At 59.2% G+C, this 16,252-nt stretch carries 15 protein-coding genes; 12 read left to right on the top strand and 3 right to left on the bottom strand.

Translation table 11 applies throughout. The features are described 5' to 3' along the window. Positions 1–192: 192 nt before the first annotated feature. Entirely contained in the window at positions 193–1,173 is a 981-nt protein-coding gene (locus AC3WK5_RS22175) for a hypothetical protein (protein ID WP_103317786.1), read from the top strand. 4 nt (positions 1,174–1,177) lie between these two features. Here the strand turns inward: AC3WK5_RS22175 and tfpB are convergent, their stop codons facing one another. Both tfpB and AC3WK5_RS22185 read right to left on the bottom strand, forming a co-directional pair. Then, positions 1,178–2,959 (bottom strand): type IV pilus assembly ATPase TfpB, encoded by a 1,782-nt coding sequence (gene tfpB, locus AC3WK5_RS22180; protein ID WP_103317784.1) that lies wholly within the window; start codon positions 2,957–2,959, stop codon positions 1,178–1,180. A gap of 140 nt (positions 2,960–3,099) precedes the next feature. Beyond that, positions 3,100–3,438: an ACT-like domain-containing protein gene (locus AC3WK5_RS22185; protein ID WP_103317781.1), complete on the bottom strand. Its 339-nt coding sequence runs from the start codon at positions 3,436–3,438 to the stop codon at positions 3,100–3,102. A 125-nt stretch (positions 3,439–3,563) separates the two neighbouring features. On the opposite strand from AC3WK5_RS22185, the gene AC3WK5_RS22190 reads away from it, so the two are divergent. Further along, entirely contained in the window at positions 3,564–4,034 is a 471-nt protein-coding gene (locus AC3WK5_RS22190; protein WP_054594557.1) for an Lrp/AsnC family transcriptional regulator, read from the top strand. Positions 4,035–4,236: 202 nt separating this feature from the next. Here AC3WK5_RS22190 and AC3WK5_RS22195 read toward each other — a convergent pair whose 3' ends face one another. Beyond that, the gene (locus AC3WK5_RS22195) at positions 4,237–5,604 is read right to left on the bottom strand and encodes a CYTH domain-containing protein (protein WP_103317779.1); all 1,368 of its coding nucleotides are present in this window, start codon (positions 5,602–5,604) and stop codon (positions 4,237–4,239) included. Positions 5,605–5,762: 158 nt separating this feature from the next. On the opposite strand from AC3WK5_RS22195, the gene argE reads away from it, so the two are divergent. The 10 genes from argE (at position 5,763) to AC3WK5_RS22245 (ending at position 16,179) form a co-directional block, all read left to right on the top strand. After that, positions 5,763–6,911 (top strand): acetylornithine deacetylase, encoded by a 1,149-nt coding sequence (gene argE, locus AC3WK5_RS22200; protein ID WP_103317777.1) that lies wholly within the window; start codon positions 5,763–5,765, stop codon positions 6,909–6,911. A 138-nt stretch (positions 6,912–7,049) separates the two neighbouring features. After that, positions 7,050–8,348 carry an amino-acid N-acetyltransferase gene (gene argA / locus AC3WK5_RS22205; protein ID WP_054594554.1) on the top strand — a complete coding sequence of 433 codons (1,299 nt, stop codon included), beginning with the start codon at positions 7,050–7,052 and terminating at the stop codon, positions 8,346–8,348. 535 nt (positions 8,349–8,883) lie between these two features. Beyond that, on the top strand, positions 8,884–10,263 hold the full coding sequence (locus tag AC3WK5_RS22210; protein WP_103317775.1) for an OprD family porin: 1,380 nt from the start codon (positions 8,884–8,886) through the stop codon (positions 10,261–10,263). A 290-nt stretch (positions 10,264–10,553) separates the two neighbouring features. Then, positions 10,554–11,192, top strand: coding sequence for a peroxiredoxin (locus AC3WK5_RS22215; RefSeq protein WP_054594552.1), 639 nt, complete (start codon positions 10,554–10,556; stop codon positions 11,190–11,192). A gap of 312 nt (positions 11,193–11,504) precedes the next feature. Then, positions 11,505–12,098, top strand: a complete 594-nt coding sequence (gene ssuE, locus AC3WK5_RS22220; protein WP_054594551.1) for an NADPH-dependent FMN reductase — start codon at positions 11,505–11,507, stop codon at positions 12,096–12,098. A gap of 89 nt (positions 12,099–12,187) precedes the next feature. Next, complete coding sequence (locus AC3WK5_RS22225; protein WP_103317773.1) at positions 12,188–13,156, top strand: sulfonate ABC transporter substrate-binding protein; 969 nt, start codon at positions 12,188–12,190, stop codon at positions 13,154–13,156. A 25-nt stretch (positions 13,157–13,181) separates the two neighbouring features. Beyond that, positions 13,182–14,330, top strand: coding sequence for an FMNH2-dependent alkanesulfonate monooxygenase (gene ssuD, locus AC3WK5_RS22230; protein ID WP_007939251.1), 1,149 nt, complete (start codon positions 13,182–13,184; stop codon positions 14,328–14,330). Positions 14,331–14,338: 8 nt separating this feature from the next. After that, positions 14,339–15,127 carry an aliphatic sulfonate ABC transporter permease SsuC gene (ssuC, locus tag AC3WK5_RS22235; RefSeq protein ID WP_103317771.1) on the top strand — a complete coding sequence of 263 codons (789 nt, stop codon included), beginning with the start codon at positions 14,339–14,341 and terminating at the stop codon, positions 15,125–15,127. Next, positions 15,124–15,930 carry an aliphatic sulfonates ABC transporter ATP-binding protein gene (gene ssuB, locus AC3WK5_RS22240; protein WP_103317769.1) on the top strand — a complete coding sequence of 269 codons (807 nt, stop codon included), beginning with the start codon at positions 15,124–15,126 and terminating at the stop codon, positions 15,928–15,930. The genes ssuC and ssuB overlap by 4 nt, the downstream gene beginning before the upstream one ends. A gap of 33 nt (positions 15,931–15,963) precedes the next feature. Further along, the gene (locus tag AC3WK5_RS22245; RefSeq protein ID WP_003177394.1) at positions 15,964–16,179 is read left to right on the top strand and encodes a TOBE domain-containing protein; all 216 of its coding nucleotides are present in this window, start codon (positions 15,964–15,966) and stop codon (positions 16,177–16,179) included. The last annotated feature ends 73 nt before the right edge of the window (positions 16,180–16,252 follow it).

Raw genomic sequence — 16,252 nt, forward strand, 5'->3', positions numbered from 1 at the left:
ATTCCCTGTTGATGTGTGGACCAACGAAGTTGCATTCACAGGAGTGTAGCGGTGCGGGTCGGGTATAAAAACCGATGAGTCGCCCCTTGCATCATCGAGCGACATAAAAGCTTTCATTTCGGCAACTGATCCACGTTGACTGGAACGGCTCAGGGTTGTTTGACACCATGACCGATTGTTATTGATGCACGGATGCTTCCCTTGATTTTTGGCGCAATGATTTATGTGACCCTGTTGAATGTGGTGTTCCTGTCCTTTATCGGGCTGCCCGCGTTGTTGATCGCTTTGCTGTTGCCTGGCTGGCGCCGTCAGATGTTGCGCCAACCCCGTAGATTCGGTTTTCTCGCGCTAGTCTGCGCGGCCGTCGTTATCTGCACGTTGTGGAAAATACATCGAGACGCTGAGCGGGATAAGGCCCTCAACCCGCGACTTGAGCAAGACGCGCAGCTCGATGGTTTGCAATTACCTGCGGGCACGCAGCTGCATCTGAAGGCGCTGGAACCATTGGGCCCGGACGGTCAGCCGCAACTCCACGGATTGCGAAGCCTCGATTACGCCGAGTTTGCCGCGCCGCACATGATCATGGGCGTACAGATCACGGCGTTACAGATGTATGGCAGCGGCCCTTTATCAAAGATGTTGCTGGCTAGCGATCAAGTCGTGGATGGTTGGCCCTGCGCGGGTGGTACCTGGGTGATGCTGGACATCGCCGATGAAGATCGCCTGCAACCCAGTCGCTGGCGTTTCACTTCTTGTACATTGGCGCACGGTGCCAAGGTGGCCGGGGTGACATGGCCCTACCGCAGCGAAGTGAACCGGTACGACGGCCAATACAGTGTGCAAACCGTAGGTTTGGCGTCACCTTCGGTGGTTGTCCAGGGCATAGCGCTGTCGGTCGTGACCCTAAAACTGGACGAGAGTCGGCAACCCGAGCGCTGGGACGGGCAACTGGCAGAAGAAATGACCCTGGGTGATTGGCAATACCCTAAAGGAATGAGGGTTCGTCAGGATACGCCGCACACCCTGATGTTCAGCCCTAGCAAGTCATATTCCGCGCTCAACCGGCGTACGGGTGAAACGTTGAGGGCTGGGCGCTCGATATTGCAACGCAGCACCGACGGTATCGTGAAGTGGATCAAGCCCAATGCCGGATTGGGTGTGCTCGACTGGTAATGCCTTATTTTTGCTCACTCTGCGGCGTCACTCGCAGTACCTCCTCAATCGTCGTCAGCCCCGCCGCGACTTTTTGCGCACCCGATAGCCGCAGGCTGCGCATGCCTTCCTTGAATGCCTGGCGACGGACTGCGAGCAGGTCGGTGTCGGGGTTGATCAGGGCTTTGACGCTGTCGGTCATTTGCATGATTTCGTAGACACCGGCGCGTCCGCGATAACCGGTGTCGCGGCATTCCAGGCAGCCAATCGCGCGTTGGGCGTTGCCTGGCAGCGGTGCTTGCCAGGGACGGGTCAAGGTTTGCCAATCGTCTTCGCCCAGCGTCAGCGGTGCCTTGCAGTGCGGGCACAGCGTACGGACCAGACGTTGCGCCATGACTCCCAGCAGGGTGGCTTTGATCAGGTAATGCGGCACGCCGAGTTCCAGTAAGCGGCTGATGGCGCTCGGTGCGTCGTTGGTGTGCAGGGTCGACAACACCAGGTGCCCGGTGAGTGCCGCCTGAATAGCCATTTCGGCGGTTTCGAGGTCGCGGATCTCGCCGATCATGATGATGTCCGGATCTTGTCGCATCAGCGCGCGCACGCCGCTGGCAAAGGTCAGGTCGATGTTGTGCTGGACCTGCATCTGATTGAACGCCGGCTCGACCATTTCAATCGGGTCTTCGATGGTGCAGAGGTTGATCTCTGGCGTCGCGAGTTTTTTCAGTGTGGTGTAGAGCGTGCTGGTCTTGCCCGAACCGGTCGGCCCGGTGACCAGAATGATGCCGTTGGGCTGGCGGGTCATGTCCTGCCAGCGGCGCAGATCATCGGCGGAAAACCCGAGCTGGTCGAAGTCCTTGAGCAGCACTTCCGGATCGAAGATCCGCATGACCATTTTTTCCCCGAATGCCGTGGGTAGCGTCGACAGCCGCAACTCTACTTCGCCGCCGTCTGGAGTCTTGGTCTTGACCCGGCCATCCTGGGGTTTGCGCTTTTCTGCAACGTTCATCCGCCCCAGGCTCTTCAGGCGACTGACGATCGCCATGGTCACCTGCGGTGGAAATTGATAGACGTTGTGCAATACGCCGTCGATGCGAAAGCGCACGGTGCCTTGCTCACGCCGTGGTTCGATGTGGATATCACTGGCGCGTTGCTGGAAAGCGTACTGGAACAACCAGTCGACGATGTTGACGATGTGCGCGTCGTTGGCGTCCGGTTCCTGATCGCTGGCGCCGAGGTTGAGCAACTGTTCGAAGTTGCCCAGGGTGTTCATTTGCTGATCGGCATTGGTCGCGCCGCTGACCGACTTGGCCAGGCGGAAGAATTCCACGCTGAAGCGCTGGATATCCGCCGGGTTGGCCACTACCCGTTTGATCGGCAACTGTAGAACGTGGGTCAGGTCGGCTTCCCAGCTGCGCACATAAGGCTGCGCGCTAGCGACAGTGACGGCGTCGCGGTCGATCGCTACCGCGAGGATCTTGTGGCGCTGGGCAAAGGCGTAAGACATCAGCGAGGTAATTTGCGCGACGTTTATTTTCAGCGGGTCGATGCGTAAGTAAGGCTGGCCGGCCTGCTGCGAGAGCCACAGGGTCAGGCTTTCCAGATCCAGGCGTTTACCGGGGCGGCTGAGGTCGTCGAGGTGTTGGCTGGCAAGGAACTCCAGCGGGTGCAACTGGCTGTTGCTGGCATTGCGGCGAGTGGTCAGCGCGTGTTCGGCCGAGTCCTGGCTGATGAAGCCTTGGGCGACCAGTTCGCGCAGCAGGTCATTGAGATCCAGCCAGCGATCCTGAGTGGCGAGTTGAACGGGCATCCGGGCTCCTTATGGAAACGATCCTGCACGTGCGGTGTAGACAGGTGCGTCTCTGACCACAGATGCCAAGAATAGTCCCCGCAAGGACCGGCCGTTCGGTTGTCGGCCGATTCATCGTTGCGAGTCTTTACCGGGGCGCTTCAACCGGTGGCTTGGGCAAGCTGAACCCGTTGCGAATCAGCCGCTTGCAGTTCCACCGAGCAGACACTGATCAGGTTACGTAATTTTTCCGCGATGACCTGGGCGCGGTGCCAGCTCAAGCCGTCCATGACAATACCGATCGACAGCAGGTCGTCGTCGCGCAGCACATTGACCTGTTGCGGCACCAGAAACTGCAACGCGAACAGATTCAGCGCACGACACAACACGTCCGGTTCGGCCTCGGCCAGCAGTTGGTAGTGCACGCGACAATGCGCATTACTGACATTCCATACATCGGCGCGGGTAGGGGTGTTGCTGACGGCTTCGAGCGGGGGCATGGTCGGTCTCCAAAACACTGGAGAAATTTTTACATGTGGTACCGGGTATTTCTTATCTATGATGGGGTTAATTGGCTTTAAATCGACTTGTTCAATTCTCAAATAATGTCTTTACGGGTTTTTCTATGCATAGCGAGCTTGACGCGTATGACCGCCGGATTCTGGCACTGCTGCAAGAGGATGCCTCGCTTTCCAGTGCGCAGATTGCCGAGCAGGTCGGGTTATCGCAGTCGCCGTGCTGGCGGCGCATTCAGCGGATGAAGGAGGAGGGGGTTATTCGTGGGCAGGTGACCTTGCTCGATCGCAAGAAAATCGGCCTCAACACGCAAATCTTCGCCGAAATCAAACTCAACGCCCACGGGCGTTCGAACTTCACGGAGTTCACCGAGGCGATTCGCGGTTTTCCGGAGGTGCTGGAGTGTTATGTGCTGATGGGCGCGGTGGATTTTCTGTTGCGGATCGTCACGGCAGACATCGAAGCCTATGAGCGCTTCTTCTTCGAGAAGCTGTCGATGGTGCCGGGGATTCAGGAGGTCAACTCGATCGTGGCCTTGTCGGAGATCAAGTCCACGACGAGTTTACCGGTGTTGCGCTGAGGCGGTGTGAGTGTGTGGCTAAAGGGTGCTTGTGGCGAGGGGGCTTGCCCCCGTTGGAGGCCGCAGGACTCCCAAACCCGACCAACGCGGTGAATCAGGCATTACACGGACACCGGGTTTGCGGCCGCTGCGCAACCGAACGAGGCGGTGCGGCGTTCCGACAAGCCCCCTCGCCACAGGTATTCACTCGCCTCAGGTGGGATTACATACGCAACAACATCTTCCATGCGCGGTTCTGATACACCGCAATTGCCTGCTGCTTGCGTGCGTCCAGCACTTCGTCGGTGATCGGCTCATTGGCCAGTTGCGCGAGTTTGTTCAGTTCACCGTACAGGCGATCCATTTCCGGGATGTCCAGCACGTTGCGGGCATGGTGCAGCCAGGCCTGGATGCGTTCAATACGCGGCAGTTGCTCGGCCAGATCTTCCGGCTGTTGCTGATAGCGCTGCAATTGCAGGGACGTCGCTTCTTCGCCCAGCAGGCGCGGCAACCAGTTACCCAGTTGCGCAGCACCTTGGCGATTGCCGCGAACGTTGCGATCGGCAGTCCAGGTGCGGGCCAGCAACCAGCGCGAGGTGTTCAGCGAGAACTGGCCCCAGCGCGGGTCTTCGAGTTCTTCAAGGAACTGCTCCGGCGCGGCTTTGCGCACGTCTTCGTCGTCCAGGCCAGCCTGTACCAACGGACGCCAGTCTTCCAGCAAGGCATCCAGCGCCACGCGCAAGTCGTGAGTCGACTGACGTGGTGCGGCTTGACCCAGGCTGCTGAGCAGCGCACGCAATTCAGCCAGGTTTTCGACCCAGTCCTGCAGCAGGCGCCAGTGGCCGTTGAAGCGATATTGCTCGGCCAGACGCTGGCTGCTGCCCAGCAAGTGCCAGCTCAATGCGGCGAACGCGTCGTCCAGCGGCAGTTCGAAGGTCAACTCCGGCGCCGGCAGGCTCAATGAATAACTGTTGGCGTCGAACAGGCGGTAGCCGCGCTCGGCTTTGCTGATATCGCATGGCATCAGCGCCAGGGTCGCGGCCAGTTCGGCGGCCAGTTCCAGCAATGCCGCGGGCTCGCCTTCGCGCAGCTCCAGCTCGAGTTCGCAGATCTCTTCTTTCTGCTTGCCGGCAATCACGTTGCCCAGGTCCAGTGCGGCTTCGATGACCACTTTGGTCTTGCCACGGCCCCAGGCGATTTCTGCGCGTTCGCGCACGAAATCAGTGGTGAAAATGGCCTTCAGGGTTTTCTTGTCCAGTTCGGCCAGCTCTTCGGGCCAGCATTCGCCGTCGAGTTTCTTCACGTCGAGCTTGGCTTTGGGCAGATTCCAGTCGTATTCGTTACGCTCGGACAGACCGGCGACACTGTGGCCGCGGGTCTTGAGTGTTTGAATGACTTCTTCGCCATCGCGGCGCAGGCGCAGGGCGACCTTGGCGCGGGCCAGGTCACGTTCTGGCGTGTCGAAGTACTGGTTCATCAACTCACGGCGTTCCCAGCCACTTTTGTTGCGTTTTTTCAGTAGCGGGTGCTCGCGCAGGGCGGCGAGGGTTTCGCGGCTGACGCGGAGTTTGATTTCGGTTTCTTTCTGCATGGCCGGAAAATCCAGGATCGGGAGCGCAGCCGGGGGAATGTGTGGCTGCCAAGGCCGTGCAGTGTACAGCACTCATTAAACCTACGCGCCGCGACGGTTTATTCCTGCCGCAGGATGGCTCTATGATGAGGGTTCATCTTGGGAGTTGGGAGTCAGCGATGCCTTTGCCGTCCATGAAAGATCAGTTCGCTGCGCTGATCGCCGCACCGTCCGTCAGCTGCACCCAACCCAGCCTCGATCAATCCAATCGCGCGGTCATTGATTTGCTGGCGACCTGGCTTGGTGACCTGGGCTTTTCGTGTGATATCCAGCAAGTCAGCCCCGGAAAATTCAACTTGCTCGCCAGTTTTGGCAGCGGTCCCGGCGGGCTGGTACTGGCCGGGCACAGCGACACGGTACCGTTCGACGGCGCGCTGTGGCAGACCGATCCGCTGAAACTGACCGAAGTCGATGGTCGTTGGGTCGGCCTCGGCAGTTGCGACATGAAGGGTTTTTTCGCGCTGGTCATCGAAGCCGTGTTGCCGCTGCTGGACAAACCGTTCAAGCAGCCGCTGATGATCCTCGCCACCTGTGATGAAGAAAGCTCCATGGCGGGTGCCCGGGCCTTGGCTGCTGCCGGCCGTCCATTGGGCAGGGTAGCGGTGATCGGTGAGCCAACTGGCTTGAAACCGATCCGTATGCATAAAGGCGTGATGATGGAACGCATCGACATTCTCGGTCAGAGCGGCCATTCGTCCGACCCGCGCCTGGGCCATAGTGCTCTGGAGGCCATGCACGATGCGATGGGCGAGTTACGCGGCTTGCGCCTGCAATGGCAGCGCGAGTTTCACAATCCGCAGTTCAGCGTGCCGCAACCGACACTGAATTTCGGCTGCATCCACGGTGGCGACAACCCGAACCGGATCTGCGGTCAATGCTCGCTGGAATTTGACCTGCGGCCCTTGCCGGGCATGGACCCGAACGCATTGCGTGCGGCGATCCGGCAGAAACTCGAACCGGTCGCCGAGCTCCATCAGGTAAAGATCGATTACGCTCCGCTGTTCCCTGAAGTGCCGCCGTTCGAGCAGGCGGCCGACTCGGAACTGGTGCAGGTCGCCGAAAGACTCACCGGCCACCTTGCCGAAGCAGTAGCGTTCGGCACTGAAGCGCCTTATCTTCAGCGTCTTGGCTGCGAGACATTGGTGCTTGGCCCAGGCGATATCGCCTGCGCCCACCAACCTGGGGAATACCTTGAAATGTCACGTTTGCAGCCTACCGTGCATCTATTACGTCAACTGATCGAACACTACTGCCTGACCCCGGCTTGATAAATCCCGGGGCACCCAACCTGTATTCATGAGGAGAACGCGCGTGTCGCCAAGCCTGTTCCGACGATAACCACCAGCCCGCTGTGCGTTTTGCTTCGTCCTTTTTATCGGCTGCTATTTGTTACAGGCGCAGGTGTTATGCCCGAATACGTTAACTGGCTTCGTCACGCTTCCCCTTACATCAATGCTCACCGCGACTGCACCTTCGTCGTCATGCTGCCCGGCGACGGCGTCGAGCATCCGAACTTCGGCAATATCGTCCACGACCTGGTGCTGCTGCACAGCCTGGGTGTGCGGCTGGTATTGGTTCACGGTTCGCGTCCGCAAATTGAAACCCGTCTCGCCGCACGTGGCCTGACTCCGCATTACCACCACGGGATGCGCATCACCGATGCGGCGACCCTGGAGTGCGTGATCGATGCGGTGGGGCAACTGCGTATTGCCATCGAGGCACGCTTGTCGATGGACATGGCGTCTTCGCCGATGCAGGGCTCGCGTCTGCGGGTGGCTGGCGGCAATCTGGTGACCGCACGGCCGATCGGTGTGCTCGAAGGTATCGACTATCACCACACCGGCGAAGTGCGTCGGGTCGACCGCAAGGGCATCAACCGTTTGCTGGATGAGCGCTCTATCGTATTGCTGTCACCGCTGGGCTACTCGCCGACCGGGGAAATCTTCAACCTGGCCTGCGAAGACGTCGCCACTCGCGCCGCCATCGATCTGGGCGCCGACAAGCTGCTGCTGTTCGGCGCGGACCCGGGGCTGATCGATGAAAACGGCCGTCTGGTCCGCGAGCTGCGTCCACAACAGGTGCCGGCGCACTTGCAGCGTCTGGGCTCGAACTATCAGGCCGAGTTGCTGGATGCGGCGGCCGAAGCTTGCCGTGGTGGTGTGGGCCGTAGCCATATTGTCAGTTATGCCGAAGACGGCGCGCTGCTGACTGAACTCTTCACCCGTGACGGTGGCGGGACGCTGGTGGCCCAGGAGCAGTTCGAGGTAGTACGCGAAGCGGCTATCGAAGACGTCGGTGGTTTGCTGGATCTGATCAGTCCGCTGGAAGAGCAGGGGATTCTGGTGCGTCGCTCACGCGAAGTGCTGGAGCGCGAAATCGAGCAGTTCAGCGTGGTTGAGCGTGAAGGCATGATCATCGCCTGTGCGGCGTTGTATCAGATCGCTGACTCGGATGCCGGGGAACTGGCCTGTCTGGCGGTAAACCCGGAATACCGCCATGGCGGCCGTGGTGATGAATTGCTGGAACGGATCGAGACCCGGGCTCGTGCTCAGGGGCTCAAAACCCTGTTCGTCCTCACTACCCGGACTGCGCACTGGTTCCGCGAGCGTGGCTTTGTGCCCAGCAGCGTCGAGCGCCTGCCGTCGGCCCGGGCCTCGCTGTACAACTATCAGCGTAATTCGAAGATCTTCGAAAAGACTCTGTAACCTGCGGCGCCTAGACTTTGCCCCAGGTACTAACCGACCAAGGTAATGAGTCGATCGTTTCTGCCTTTTTGTTGCCCGTTGCAGTGCTTGCCGGACGGGCGGTAAAAAAAATCACAACGGTATACAAACTGTAACAATTTGACGGGAAGATGCACGTTTCGCCATGATGGCGTCGCTTATTTGATCGTGATTGACGTAAGAGGAATTACGTGAGCACGAATGGAACTAAAGAAGCGTTTGTAAATACCATTTAGGAATTAGCTCATGGGCCGATACCTCAGCATCCGGTTCGGTTCAGGCGTGTTGATCTATATTCCCGAATCGTATGAAAAATGAATAAATAATTCTTTTTGGGTTTATGAGAAATTCACTAACCTGAACGGACCAAACACGGCGATTAGACCAAGGTCGTAGACGTGACTGCTTACGATTGACTTATCGGTCACGGTCTTGCGCTAATCGCGCATCGATGGGAACCGGGGCGTCAGATCCTGGACCAAAGTGCACAAAAATTAGAAACGTAGAGGAGCGAAACATGAATAAGTCCACCTTGGCCCTGGCTGTGGCCGTAGGGGTTTTGGCGCAGCAGGCAAGCGCCGCCGGTTTCATCGAAGACAGTAAGGCGACCCTGGGTCTGCGTACTTTCTACATCAACACCGATAACCGCGACTCCAACACCAAAGCCGCAAAAGCCCCAAGCAAGATTGAAGAGACTGGGCAAGGCTTCCAGCTCAACTTCACCTCGGGCTTCACCCAAGGTACTGTCGGCTTCGGTGTTGATGCCATTGGTCAGTACGGCGTGAAACTGGATTCCAGCCCGGAGAAGCACGGTAACCCTACCGGTAACGCTTCTGGTGGCAGCGTGTTCCCGAGCCAGGGCAACGAAGCCGTCAACGACTTCGCCAGCCTGGGCCTGACCGGCAAGGTCAAGGTTTCGCAGACCGTGCTGAAAGTCGGCACCCTGCAGCCTAATAACCCGGTCATCAAGTACAACGATGGTCGTATGCTGGCGCAAACCTTCACCGGCGGCGAGCTGGTCTCGAACGAGATCAAGGACCTGACCCTGACTGCCGGCGAGATCAATGAAGCCAAAGGCCGTAACTCCAGCAACGACGAAGGTCTGTCGCTTGCCGGTGCGAACGGCAGCCCCGCCTCCAACTACAGCAATGGCAAGTTCAGCAACAAGTTCTACTACGGTGGTGCTGACTACAAAATCACCAAGGACTTGACCGCGTCGTACTACTACGGCGAGCTGAAGGACTTCTACTCGCAGAACTTCCTGGGTCTGGTGCACAACTGGTCCATCGGTCCTGGCGTGCTGAAAAGTGACCTGCGCTACTACCGTAGCCGCGACAACGGTTCCAACGGCAGCGACCCGGCATTCTTCACTTCGGGTGACTACGGCACAGGTATCACCAAGGGTAAAGTCGACAACAATCTGTACAGCTACCTGGCTCTGTACTCGGTTGAAGGTCACACCTTTGGTGGTGGCTATCAGTACAGCAACGGTGACAGTGACTTCCCTTGGTTGAACCAGGGTGACGGCTCGTCCAACAGCACCATCACCGACATGCAGATCCAGAAATTCGCCCGTGCCGGCGAACGTACCTGGCAAGCTCGCTACGCCTACGACTTCGCTAAAGTCGGTGTTCCAGGCCTGACCGCGGGTATCATCTACCTGCGCGGCAACAACATCGACACCGCTGGTAAAATCGGCGCAGACAAGACGGCTACCGTGGGCACTGGCACCACCGAGTGGGAACGTGACCTGACCCTGGCTTACGTTGTTCCACAAGGCCCGCTTAAGAACCTGGGCGTGGCGTGGAAAAACGCTATGTGGCGCAACGACATCCCGGGTCAGCGCGACCAGGACGAAAACCGCCTGATCGTCAGCTACTCGATCCCGCTGTTGTAATACCCAGGCGTTTGTAAGCCTGTATAAAAAGCCCCGCTCGGCGCAAGCCTGGCGGGGCTTTTGCGTTTCAAGTCGGGCCCACCCCCGCAGGCCCGCCTTCACTTCCCTCTTTGCAGCAACTCAAGGCCTTCTCGAACCCTGGTTCCAAGAGTGGTCTTTACTCATGTATGCGTCCAGTGAACAGATGTTTAATATTCACTTTGGATCTAAATAAATCGATATTTATTCTTTTTCATAGCTGCCGACACTAGGCACAGTAGGCTCATCACGCACTCACCAGGAGCAGCACCATGAGCCTCAGACTGGGCGATATTGCCCCCGATTTCGAACAGGATTCCAGCGCCGGCACCATCCGTTTTCACCAGTGGCTGGGCGATAGCTGGGGCGTGCTGTTTTCCCATCCGGCGGACTTCACGCCGGTGTGCACCACGGAGCTGGGGTTCACCGCCAGGCTCAAGGATGAATTCGCCAAGCGCGGCGTCAAGGCCATTGCACTCTCGGTCGACCCGGTGGACTCGCACCACAAGTGGATCGAAGACATCAACGAAACCCAGAACACCCTTGTCAACTTCCCGATCCTCGCCGACGCCGACCGCAAGGTCTCCGATCTCTATGACCTGATCCACCCGAATGCCAACGACACCCTGACCGTGCGTTCGCTGTTCGTCATCGATCCGAACAAGAAGGTTCGCCTGACCATCACCTATCCGGCCAGTACCGGACGCAACTTCCACGAGATCCTGCGGGTGATCGACTCGTTGCAACTCACCGACAACTACAAAGTGGCCACCCCGGCTAATTGGCAGGACGGAGATGAAGTGGTGATCGTGCCGTCGTTGAAGGATGAAGAGGAAATCAGCAAACGCTTCCCTAAAGGCTACCGCGCAGTGAAACCATACCTGCGCCTGACGCCACAGCCGAATCGCTAATTTGAAATACCACCCCTGTAGGAGCAAGGCTTGCCCGCGATGAGAACGACTCGGTGTTTCTGTCGTCAGGGATGACGTCATCGCGGGCAGGCCTTGCTCCTGCAAGGGTTTGTCCGTATCCACAAAGCAGGGGATTTCAGGCCGTTTCGACGGCCTTTTTTTTCGCCAGGAAAACGTTTTTCTGCATATGCATTTAAAGAATAAATACATAAATAAATATGATTTATGGATATATAAATCAACTGGTAAGGTCTGCCCATTGTCGCGAGATCGCACACTGCGAATCGCCGGAAACGCTTAAGGAATAGCCGCATGTTGGTCGTCTCACTCGGAGGAAGTCCCAGCCAACGCTCCCGCTCCGGGGTGCTGCTGGATCGCTCCCAACGCTGGTTGCAGCAACAAGGCGTAGAGGTGGTGAGTTATCAGGTACGGGACTTCCCGGCCGAAGACTTGCTGCACGCGCGCTTCGACAGCCCGAAGGTGGTCGACCTGCTGCAACAGATTGAAAACGCTGATGGCTTGTTGATTGCCACGCCGGTCTACAAGGCGTCGTTTTCCGGCGCACTGAAAACCGTGCTGGATCTGCTGCCGGAGCGCGCCCTGAGCCACAAGGTTGTACTGCCCATGGCCACTGGCGGCAGCATCGCCCACATGCTGGCCGTGGATTACGCGCTCAAGCCGGTGCTGTCGGCGCTGAAAGCCCAGGAAATGCTCCACGGGATTTTCGCCGAAGACAGCCAGATCGCTTACGGCGAAGGCAGTGCGCAGGCGCAGTTGTCGCCGGCACTGGAGCAGCGCTTGGTTGAGGCGCTGGAGCAGTTCTTCAGTGCCATGGCCCGTCGGCCAAAACCACTGGACCCAAACCTGTTGAATGAACGTTTGTTGAGTGCTCGCTGGAGCATTTAAGCCTTACCCGAATTTGATGTACTCGCCTTACTCGCCCGCTAACGGGCAAGCAGGTGCAGCCAAAACCCTACTGCAAAAAGGAGAGCGCTATGCGCACTGTCATTTTGCGTCGTGGTCTGGTCGCTCTGTTTGCTGCGGCTGTGTCCTTCGGCGTCATTGTTCAAGCTCAAGCGGCCGAGACCTTGCGAATCGGCTATCAAAAGTACGGCACCCTGGTGCTGCTCAAAGCTCGCGGCTCGCTGGAGAAACGCCTCGCCGACCAAGGCATTAGCGTGCAATGGACGGAATTCCCCGGCGGCCCGCAACTGCTCGAAGGGCTGAACGTCGGCTCGATCGATTTCGGCGTGACCGGTGAAACTCCACCGGTGTTCGCTCAGGCGGCCGGTGCCGACCTGCTCTACGTCGCTTACGAGCCACCCGCGCCAACCAGCGAAGCGATCTTGGTGCCGAAAGACTCGGCGATCAAATCGGTGCAGGACCTCAAGGGCAAGAAAGTCGTCCTCAACAAAGGCTCCAACGTGCACTACCTGCTGGTACGCGCACTGGAAGATGCCGGCCTCAAGTACACCGACATTCAAACCGTATTCTTGCCACCGGCCGATGCCCGTGCGGCGTTCGAACGCGGCAGCGTCGATGCCTGGGTGATCTGGGACCCGTACCAGGCCGCCGCCGAACAACAACTGCATGCACGCACCCTGCGCGACGGCATCGGCATCGTCGACAACCATCAGTTCTACCTGGCGACCAAGCCTTACGCCGAAAAACATCCGGCCGTGATCAAGGCCCTGGTGGAAGAAGTCCGCACCATCGGCGAATGGTCCAAAGCCAACCCTGAAGAAGTCACCCAACAAGTCTCGCCGCTGCTCGACTTGCCGGCAGACATCACCCTGACCGCAGTGAAACGCCAGGGCTTCGGCGCGCATCTCCTCACACCGCAAGTGATCGCGGCCCAGCAGAAAATTGCCGACAGCTTCTACCAGCTCAAATTGATTCCGAAACCCTTGAGCATCAAAGACGTGATCTGGACGCCACCGGCAGCCGTTGCCACTGCGCCGTAATTCGATTTCCTTAGGAGACCACTCCATGAGCCTTAATATTTTCTGGTTCTTGCCTACCCACGGCGACGGCCATTACCTTGGCACCGCCGAAGGCGCTCGCGCCGTCGACCACGGTTATTTGCAGCAAGTCGCCCAAGCGGCGGATCGCCTGGGGTTCGGCGGGGTGCTGATTCCCACCGGCCGTTCATGCGAAGACTCGTGGCTGGTGGCTGCATCGCTGATTCCGGTCACCCAGCGCTTGAAGTTTCTGGTCGCGTTGCGCCCCGGGATCATTTCCCCGACGGTGGCCGCGCGCCAGGCGGCGACCCTGGATCGCTTGTCCGGAGGGCGTGCGCTGTTCAACCTGGTGACCGGTGGTGATCCGGAAGAACTGGCTGGCGATGGATTGTTCCTCAGTCACGAAGAACGCTATCAGGCCTCGGTGGAGTTCACCCGGATCTGGCGTCGGGTGCTGGAAGGCGAGACGGTCGACTACGACGGTCAGCACATCAGCGTGAAGGGCGCGAAATTGCTCTATCCGCCGATCCAGCAACCGCGTCCGCCACTGTATTTCGGAGGCTCTTCTGAAGCGGCTCAGGATCTGGCTGCCGAGCAGGTCGAAATGGTCCTGACCTGGGGCGAGCCACCGGCCGCTGTCGCCGAGAAAATCGAACAAGTACGCGCCAAGGCCGCGAAGCTCGGGCGCACCGTGCGTTTTGGCATTCGTTTGCATGTGATTGTCCGCGAAACCAACGCTGAAGCCTGGCAAGCGGCGGATCGGTTGATCTCCCATCTGGACGACGACACCATCGCCCGCGCCCAAGCCTCGTTGGCGCGCTTCGACTCGGTCGGCCAGCAGCGCATGGCTGCTCTGCACGGCGGCAGCCGCGACAATCTCGAGGTCAGCCCGAACCTCTGGGCCGGCGTCGGTCTGGTGCGTGGCGGTGCCGGCACCGCATTGGTCGGCGATGGCCCAACCGTGGCAGCGCGGGTCAAGGAATATGCAGACCTGGGCATCGATACCTTTATCTTCTCGGGCTACCCACATCTGGAGGAATCGTATCGGGTCGCGGAGTTGTTGTTCCCGCACCTCGACATCGAGCGTCCCGAGCTGCCGAAAAGCGCCGGTTACGTCAGCCCGTTCGGCGAGATGGTCGCCAACGACATTCTTCCCAAAGCCGCGTCCCAGAGCTGAGGCGCGCCATGAAAAGGGAAAAGCTTATCCACAGCCTCGCGCCGTGGGCCTTGCCGGTGCTGCTACTGGCGGTGTGGCAGTTGTCGGTGTCGGCGGGCTGGTTGTCGACACGGATTTTGCCGGCCCCCAGCGCGGTGATCGAGGCGGGCGTGAGCCTGGTGCGCAGCGGCGAAATCTGGAAACACCTGGCGATCAGCGGCTGGCGCGCCGGCATTGGTTTTGTGATTGGCGGCGGTATCGGTCTGGCATTGGGTTTCATTACCGGCCTGTCGAAGTGGGGCGAACGCCTGCTCGACAGTTCGGTGCAGATGATCCGCAACGTGCCGCATCTGGCGCTGATTCCGCTGGTGATCCTCTGGTTCGGGATTGATGAGTCGGCGAAGATTTTCCTGGTGGCGCTGGGGACCTTGTTCCCGATCTACCTCAACACCTATCACGGCATTCGCAATGTTGACCCGGCACTGGTGGAGATGGCGCGTAGTTATGGCCTGTCCGGTTTCAGCCTGTTCCGTCAGGTGATTCTGCCGGGCGCGCTGCCGTCGATTCTGGTGGGCGTGCGCTTTGCCCTGGGCTTCATGTGGCTGACCCTGATCGTCGCTGAAACCATCTCCGCCAGCTCCGGCATCGGCTACCTGGCGATGAATGCCCGGGAGTTCTTGCAGACGGATGTGGTGGTGCTGGCGATTGTTTTGTACGCGGTGCTCGGCAAATTGGCCGACCTCGTGGCGCGTGGTCTGGAGCGGGTCTGGTTGCGCTGGCATCCGGCCTATCAAGTGGTTAAGGGCGGTGCAGCATGACGGCGCAACAACCTCCACGCCTGCTGCGCGGAATTCCGCTGGTGGTGCGCAAACTGCAAAAAACCTTTGGTGCACGGCAGGTGCTGCGCGAGATCGATCTGCACATTCCGGCCGGTCAGTTCGTGGCCGTGGTCGGTCGTAGCGGCTGTGGCAAAAGTACCTTGCTGCGCCTGTTGGCGGGGCTTGATCAACCTACGGCCGGTGAGCTGTTGGCCGGTTCCGCGTCACTCGATGAGGCGCGCGAAGACACCCGGTTGATGTTCCAGGAGGCGCGTTTGCTGCCATGGAAAAAGGTCATCGACAACGTCGGCCTCGGGCTCAAGGGCGATTGGCGCCAGCAGGCGCTGGACGCACTGGATGCCGTGGGCCTGGCAGATCGCGCCGATGAATGGCCGGCCGCATTGTCCGGCGGGCAGAAACAGCGGGTGGCCTTGGCGCGTGCGCTGATCCATCAACCGCGCTTGCTGTTGCTCGATGAACCGCTGGGCGCACTGGATGCACTGACCCGGATTGAAATGCAGCAACTGATCGAACGCCTCTGGCAGCAGCACGGTTTTACCGTATTGCTGGTGACCCACGACGTCAGCGAGGCGGTGGCGATTGCCGACCGGGTGTTGCTGATCGAAGAAGGCGAAATCGGCCTCGACCTGCAGGTTGAACTGCCGCGCCCTCGGGTTCGTGGTTCCCATCGGCTGGCAGCGCTGGAAACTGCAGTGCTCAATCGCGTGCTGTCACTGCCGGGTTCACCGCCGGCGCCGGAACCTGTTTCACCCTTGCCCACGCAGTTGCGCTGGGCTCACTGACCCAATGTTCTCCCAACGACAGGAATCAACATCATGACGATCAAAGCCATCAACGTTCGCAACCAGTTCAAAGGCACTATCAAGGAAATCGTCGAGGGCGACGTGCTCTCGGAGATCGATGTTCAGACCGCGTCTGGCATCGTCACCTCGGTCATCACCACGCGCTCGGTCAAAGAGCTGGAACTGGCGATTGGCAGCGAAGTGATCGCTTTCGTGAAATCCACCGAGGTGTCGATCGCCAAGTTGTGATCGGCGTGTCACACACAGCCCCGGACGGCTTGAGCCCTTCGGGGTTTTTTATGTATGTGAGTCAGTGAGATGG

The sequence above is a fragment of the Pseudomonas sp. FW306-02-D09B genome, assembly GCF_058782685.1.

Bases quoted from the DNA above. Each gene is read 5' to 3' on its own strand.
- AC3WK5_RS22215 (WP_054594552.1), top strand. From the start codon at position 10,554: ATGAGCCTCAGACTGGGCGATATTGCCCCCGATTTCGAACAGGATTCC.
- AC3WK5_RS22195 (WP_103317779.1), bottom strand. From the start codon at position 5,604: ATGCAGAAAGAAACCGAAATCAAACTCCGCGTCAGCCGCGAAACCCTC.
- AC3WK5_RS22175 (WP_103317786.1), top strand. From the start codon at position 193: ATGCTTCCCTTGATTTTTGGCGCAATGATTTATGTGACCCTGTTGAAT.
- AC3WK5_RS22225 (WP_103317773.1), top strand. From the start codon at position 12,188: ATGCGCACTGTCATTTTGCGTCGTGGTCTGGTCGCTCTGTTTGCTGCG.
- ssuE (WP_054594551.1), top strand. From the start codon at position 11,505: ATGTTGGTCGTCTCACTCGGAGGAAGTCCCAGCCAACGCTCCCGCTCC.
- AC3WK5_RS22190 (WP_054594557.1), top strand. From the start codon at position 3,564: ATGCATAGCGAGCTTGACGCGTATGACCGCCGGATTCTGGCACTGCTG.
- AC3WK5_RS22210 (WP_103317775.1), top strand. From the start codon at position 8,884: ATGAATAAGTCCACCTTGGCCCTGGCTGTGGCCGTAGGGGTTTTGGCG.
- ssuD (WP_007939251.1), top strand. From the start codon at position 13,182: ATGAGCCTTAATATTTTCTGGTTCTTGCCTACCCACGGCGACGGCCAT.
- argE (WP_103317777.1), top strand. From the start codon at position 5,763: ATGCCTTTGCCGTCCATGAAAGATCAGTTCGCTGCGCTGATCGCCGCA.
- AC3WK5_RS22245 (WP_003177394.1), top strand. From the start codon at position 15,964: ATGACGATCAAAGCCATCAACGTTCGCAACCAGTTCAAAGGCACTATC.
- AC3WK5_RS22185 (WP_103317781.1), bottom strand. From the start codon at position 3,438: ATGCCCCCGCTCGAAGCCGTCAGCAACACCCCTACCCGCGCCGATGTA.
- ssuC (WP_103317771.1), top strand. From the start codon at position 14,339: ATGAAAAGGGAAAAGCTTATCCACAGCCTCGCGCCGTGGGCCTTGCCG.
- argA (WP_054594554.1), top strand. From the start codon at position 7,050: ATGCCCGAATACGTTAACTGGCTTCGTCACGCTTCCCCTTACATCAAT.
- ssuB (WP_103317769.1), top strand. From the start codon at position 15,124: ATGACGGCGCAACAACCTCCACGCCTGCTGCGCGGAATTCCGCTGGTG.
- tfpB (WP_103317784.1), bottom strand. From the start codon at position 2,959: ATGCCCGTTCAACTCGCCACTCAGGATCGCTGGCTGGATCTCAATGAC.